This is a genomic window from uncultured Rhodoblastus sp. (genome assembly GCF_903903185.1).
Taxonomy (GTDB): Bacteria; Pseudomonadota; Alphaproteobacteria; order Rhizobiales; family Beijerinckiaceae; genus Rhodoblastus.
Genome location: NZ_CAIUXT010000197.1, coordinates 1 through 3,872, shown reverse-complemented (window position 1 = coordinate 3,872; position 3,872 = coordinate 1). Strand labels below are relative to the sequence as shown.

Annotated in this window: 1 protein-coding gene; it reads left to right on the top strand. The window is 60.1% G+C overall.

Annotation, left to right across the window (positions count from 1 at the left end; translation table 11 throughout):
• Positions 1–74 precede the first annotated feature (74 nt).
• The gene (locus tag QZY01_RS17575) at positions 75–3,761 is read left to right on the top strand and encodes a hypothetical protein (protein ID WP_294539771.1); all 3,687 of its coding nucleotides are present in this window, start codon (positions 75–77) and stop codon (positions 3,759–3,761) included.
• The last annotated feature ends 111 nt before the right edge of the window (positions 3,762–3,872 follow it).

Genomic DNA, 3,872 nt, shown 5'->3' with positions numbered 1-3,872 from the left:
GGCGTGGCTGGCGTGAAACGTGTGAAGGGTTGGCTTAGACACCCGAATCCTACGCCTTATCATGGCCTTAAGCTATGCCCGCCAGCCCAAAAATCACACGCCGTGAATTATCCGGGCTAGTTGAGCCGCTCCAGCACGCAATTGTCGAAGATCTTCACATCAAGGCTGTTGATGCCGGCGTATTGCAAGGACTTTTGGGTGAGTGCCTTTGCAGAAATCCGGACTGGTCAAGCCTGGATCGATCCAAAATAATCCATATGATCAAAAACCTTTACGCAACCGCAGTCGAAGACCGTGCGCGTTGGCGCGCCATGCCCCTTCATCGCGGCGTGGATGGAGAGCGAGGGAGCTTTGACGACAGCGCGCAACGCGCGTTTGGGGACATGCGCCTCCCATCCGAACTCGAATCCGAAATACGGCTGCTCGACCCTGATGGCGAAGTGTCCAACCTTTATCTCGACGTTCCAGCATTGGACGAGGACGGCGCATTACGCGCAATGCTTATGAGCCGTGATCCTTATCGGTTTGCTTACGACATCGTACGTGCTCTCTGCGCCAACGAAGATGGTCATGTGAACCTGCCGCGCAATTCTGAGCTGCGCGATATCCTGCGTGAGTCTTCATGGCTGCCCCACCGTGGCGGCGCCTCCGGGTTCGCTCCGCGGCAAATGCTACTCATTCCGAGTGAGTTGCAATCTTGCATCGCTCCGCTGGCGAGCGCGGGGGCAATCGGCGAGCAAAAGCTCCCAGATGATGTCGTGTCGTCAGAATGGAACACTGCGGAAACGGTCGTCCAGGAGATCCTCGGACGGACAACTCGAGCGCGCCAGATCCAACGTCTGGCCAGCGCCTTGAATCCCGCCAAAGTCGCTAGCGTTAATGATGGCGCGTATCTTATCCTGCCCGAGGCGCAGCGGGTTAAATCCTCGTTGATCGAGGACGCGCTCCAGTCTCCGCTCGCGGGGGCGCATCCAGGTTGGGCGATCGTACGAACTGCCGAGCGTATACTCAGGCAACGCGCTGACCAAACGTTACCCGACGCCGTTTTGGAGATTGCGCGCGGTCTGTGTGCCCCAATGCCAGCGTCACGCCAGGTTTCCATTCTTATGATCGTTGGCGAGACGCATCCTTCCAAAGACTCGCCGTCTGGCCGTTTCTTCCGCAGCCTGTTGGAGTCGTTTGCCGAAACTGCTGGTTTCTTTGACGCCGTCTTGCCGTTTATCGAGCTGCCAACACAAGACGGCCAATGGCAGCCAACGCGCGCGGTGGCAAGGTCAGCGTCTGGCGTGGCGCGCCGCCACCGGGCGTTGTCAGATCTGCGGTCGATTCTACGAATCGACGCCGATACCGCTGTTCCGCCGGAGGCGAACACAGAGGTTAGAATCGACGGGGACTCGACTCATGTGTTGGAGGCGTACTTCAAACCTTGGGCGGATAGACTGCCAAGCGGTGCGGTAGGAGCGTTTATTGGGCTCCTGGGCAACGGCAAGGACGGCTCGCTGATCCATCTGGCCGAGAACTGGCTCGGCGCAGATGTCAGCGTAGAGGGAATGCGGCGAGAGCTGGTCTCAACTGCAGGGCGCGATCCAAGCGGAATCAAGGTCTTCGTGTCGGGACGGGTGGCGAACGGCCAGCGAGTGGAAGCAGTGAACTTGCTTGGCGCGCGAGTCGAGATGGAAGCCAGCTCGGAGGACGACACCATATTCGCGACCGATCCTGTTAGGCGCTCCTCTCAGCTTGGCGATTTTTGGGAGATTGGGTTACGCGCAGTAGACGCAAAACAACGTACCGCGCACGAACTTGTCGCCCAGCTGGGCGGCGCCGTCGAGTGGTGGGCTGTTCGGGTCCTTCGGCTCGATTTGCATGGAGTGAGGACCTGGTGGTCGCGATGGGGGACTGGATCCCAGGCTCAAATCGGCCCCGTACAAGCGTCTATCCTCGCGCACTTGCCGTTAACTTTGCATCAGCTGGACGTGAGCGGATGTGAGGCGCTGAGGGAAGCGCTGAGAGAGGCGCAGCGTGCTCAACGCCGCAGCGAGCAGGCGCCTCCGGCGCAAGTCAGCGAAGCGAAGGAAATCGAGAGGGCGGCTCTCAAAAAGTTGGCATCATTGATCCGCGACAATCGAGATCACCAGCACTTCCTGTGGTCGCGGATCCAAGACCTCATGCGGCGTTACGGCTACCGAGAAGATAGTGTCTTGCTCGAACTAGCGCAGAACGCTGACGATGCGCTTGCGCAGGCGTCGGAAATTGCCAACACGTCGCTGCCCCCGAGCACACGTGGACTTTTGGTGCGTGTCCATCTTCAAAACGGCGCCACGATCATCGACGTCCGGCACTACGGCCGACCGATCAACGATACAGGTGGCGCCGCCTTCCCAGCCGGCCGCGATCGTCAGTGGGATCAGGATCTGTACTTCATGATGCTGTTGAACCTGAGCGGGAAGCCGGGCGAGATCCCTGGACACTCTGCTGTCGCCGCGACCACAGGGAGGTTTGGGCTCGGGTTCAAGTCGGTGCATCTTGTCTCGGCTTCTCCATCTGTCGCGAGTGGCTTCATCGCCTTCTCGATCGCGGGCGGATTGCTGCCGATCGAGCAGCCGACCCCGGATGATCCCGACCTGCTACCGGCCGATGGACACCAAGCAACGCGAGTGCGACTTCCCTTGATGAAGGGCGCAGACGAGCAGGAGGTTCTGGCGAGAATATTTCGTCGCTTTGCTTACGCGCGAACGCTACTGCCAGTGTTCGCTCGCCAGCTCACAGAGGTCGTCGTAGATGGCGGCCCATTCTCGGGCGTCAGCGCGTTCGATCCACAGCCCCTAGATACCGCAGCAGGTTGGTCGCTTGCTGCGACAACCGCGGAGATTTCTGGGCAAGTGCGATGGCGCGTACTGCGCTTCCGCCCTGCAGACGCGGGCGGCGACGCGGGGACCGGCACAGCGGCATTGGCTGTGGGATTGAAGGACGGGAGTCCTGAGTCGTTTCCCGTTGACCTGCCATTCCTCTGGAATGTCACGCCAACGAGCGAAGGTTGGGGTTGCGGCTATGCTGTGAACGGGCCGTTCAAGCTCGATCCTGGCAGGTCGCACGTTTCGCTGGACGACGATGCGACCCGTCGTGTCGCGGAAATGCTCGGAAAGGCTTTGGGCGGAGGCCTTGTCAAGCTCCACGACTTTCTCTTGAGTGGACCCGACACCGCGCTGGTCGGACTGCCGGCGAAAGGCGACGTTCCCGATTTCCTTGCAAAGCTCTGGGAGGTGCTTGTGTCCGGGATCGACACTCCCGACGAGCTACGGCGAAAATTCCTTCGTCTACTCCACGGTCCAGATAGTGGCCTTTCCGTCTGGATGAAGGCCCGTGCTGTTGTGCCGTCCTACCTTCCTCCACCCTTCGCGAAATACCTACCCGCGTTGAAATCTGGTGTCCGGGTCGAAGTCGCTGGCGATGGACTCGACAACCCGCACCTCTGTCGCGCATTTAGCGAGATCGCCGATATTGCATTGTTGGCTGCGCGGCATGCGGTCGTTTCCAGCAGGGTGGCAGAGCGTCTACAACCCTTGCTAAACCATGCCATTCCCAAGCTTGACGCATCCGATCTGCTGGCGGAACTCGCCGATGGGTGGGGTCATATTTTGACGCCTGAGCGACTGCACACGCTGCGGCCTCTGGCTGGAGACGATATCTGGAAAGCGATCCCGAGCGGAGACTGGCATGTGAAGCTTGTCGTCCGTAAGCGGTACGCCGCAGCCACGGGCTGATTTTTGATTTCGGTTAGCGGCGGTGCGGCGAGCGCGATTTTGCAAGGCGCCGACTGGAAGCGCGCCGATCCGCGCAGTGCCGGTATAGAATGGGCACGACGTTGGCGATCG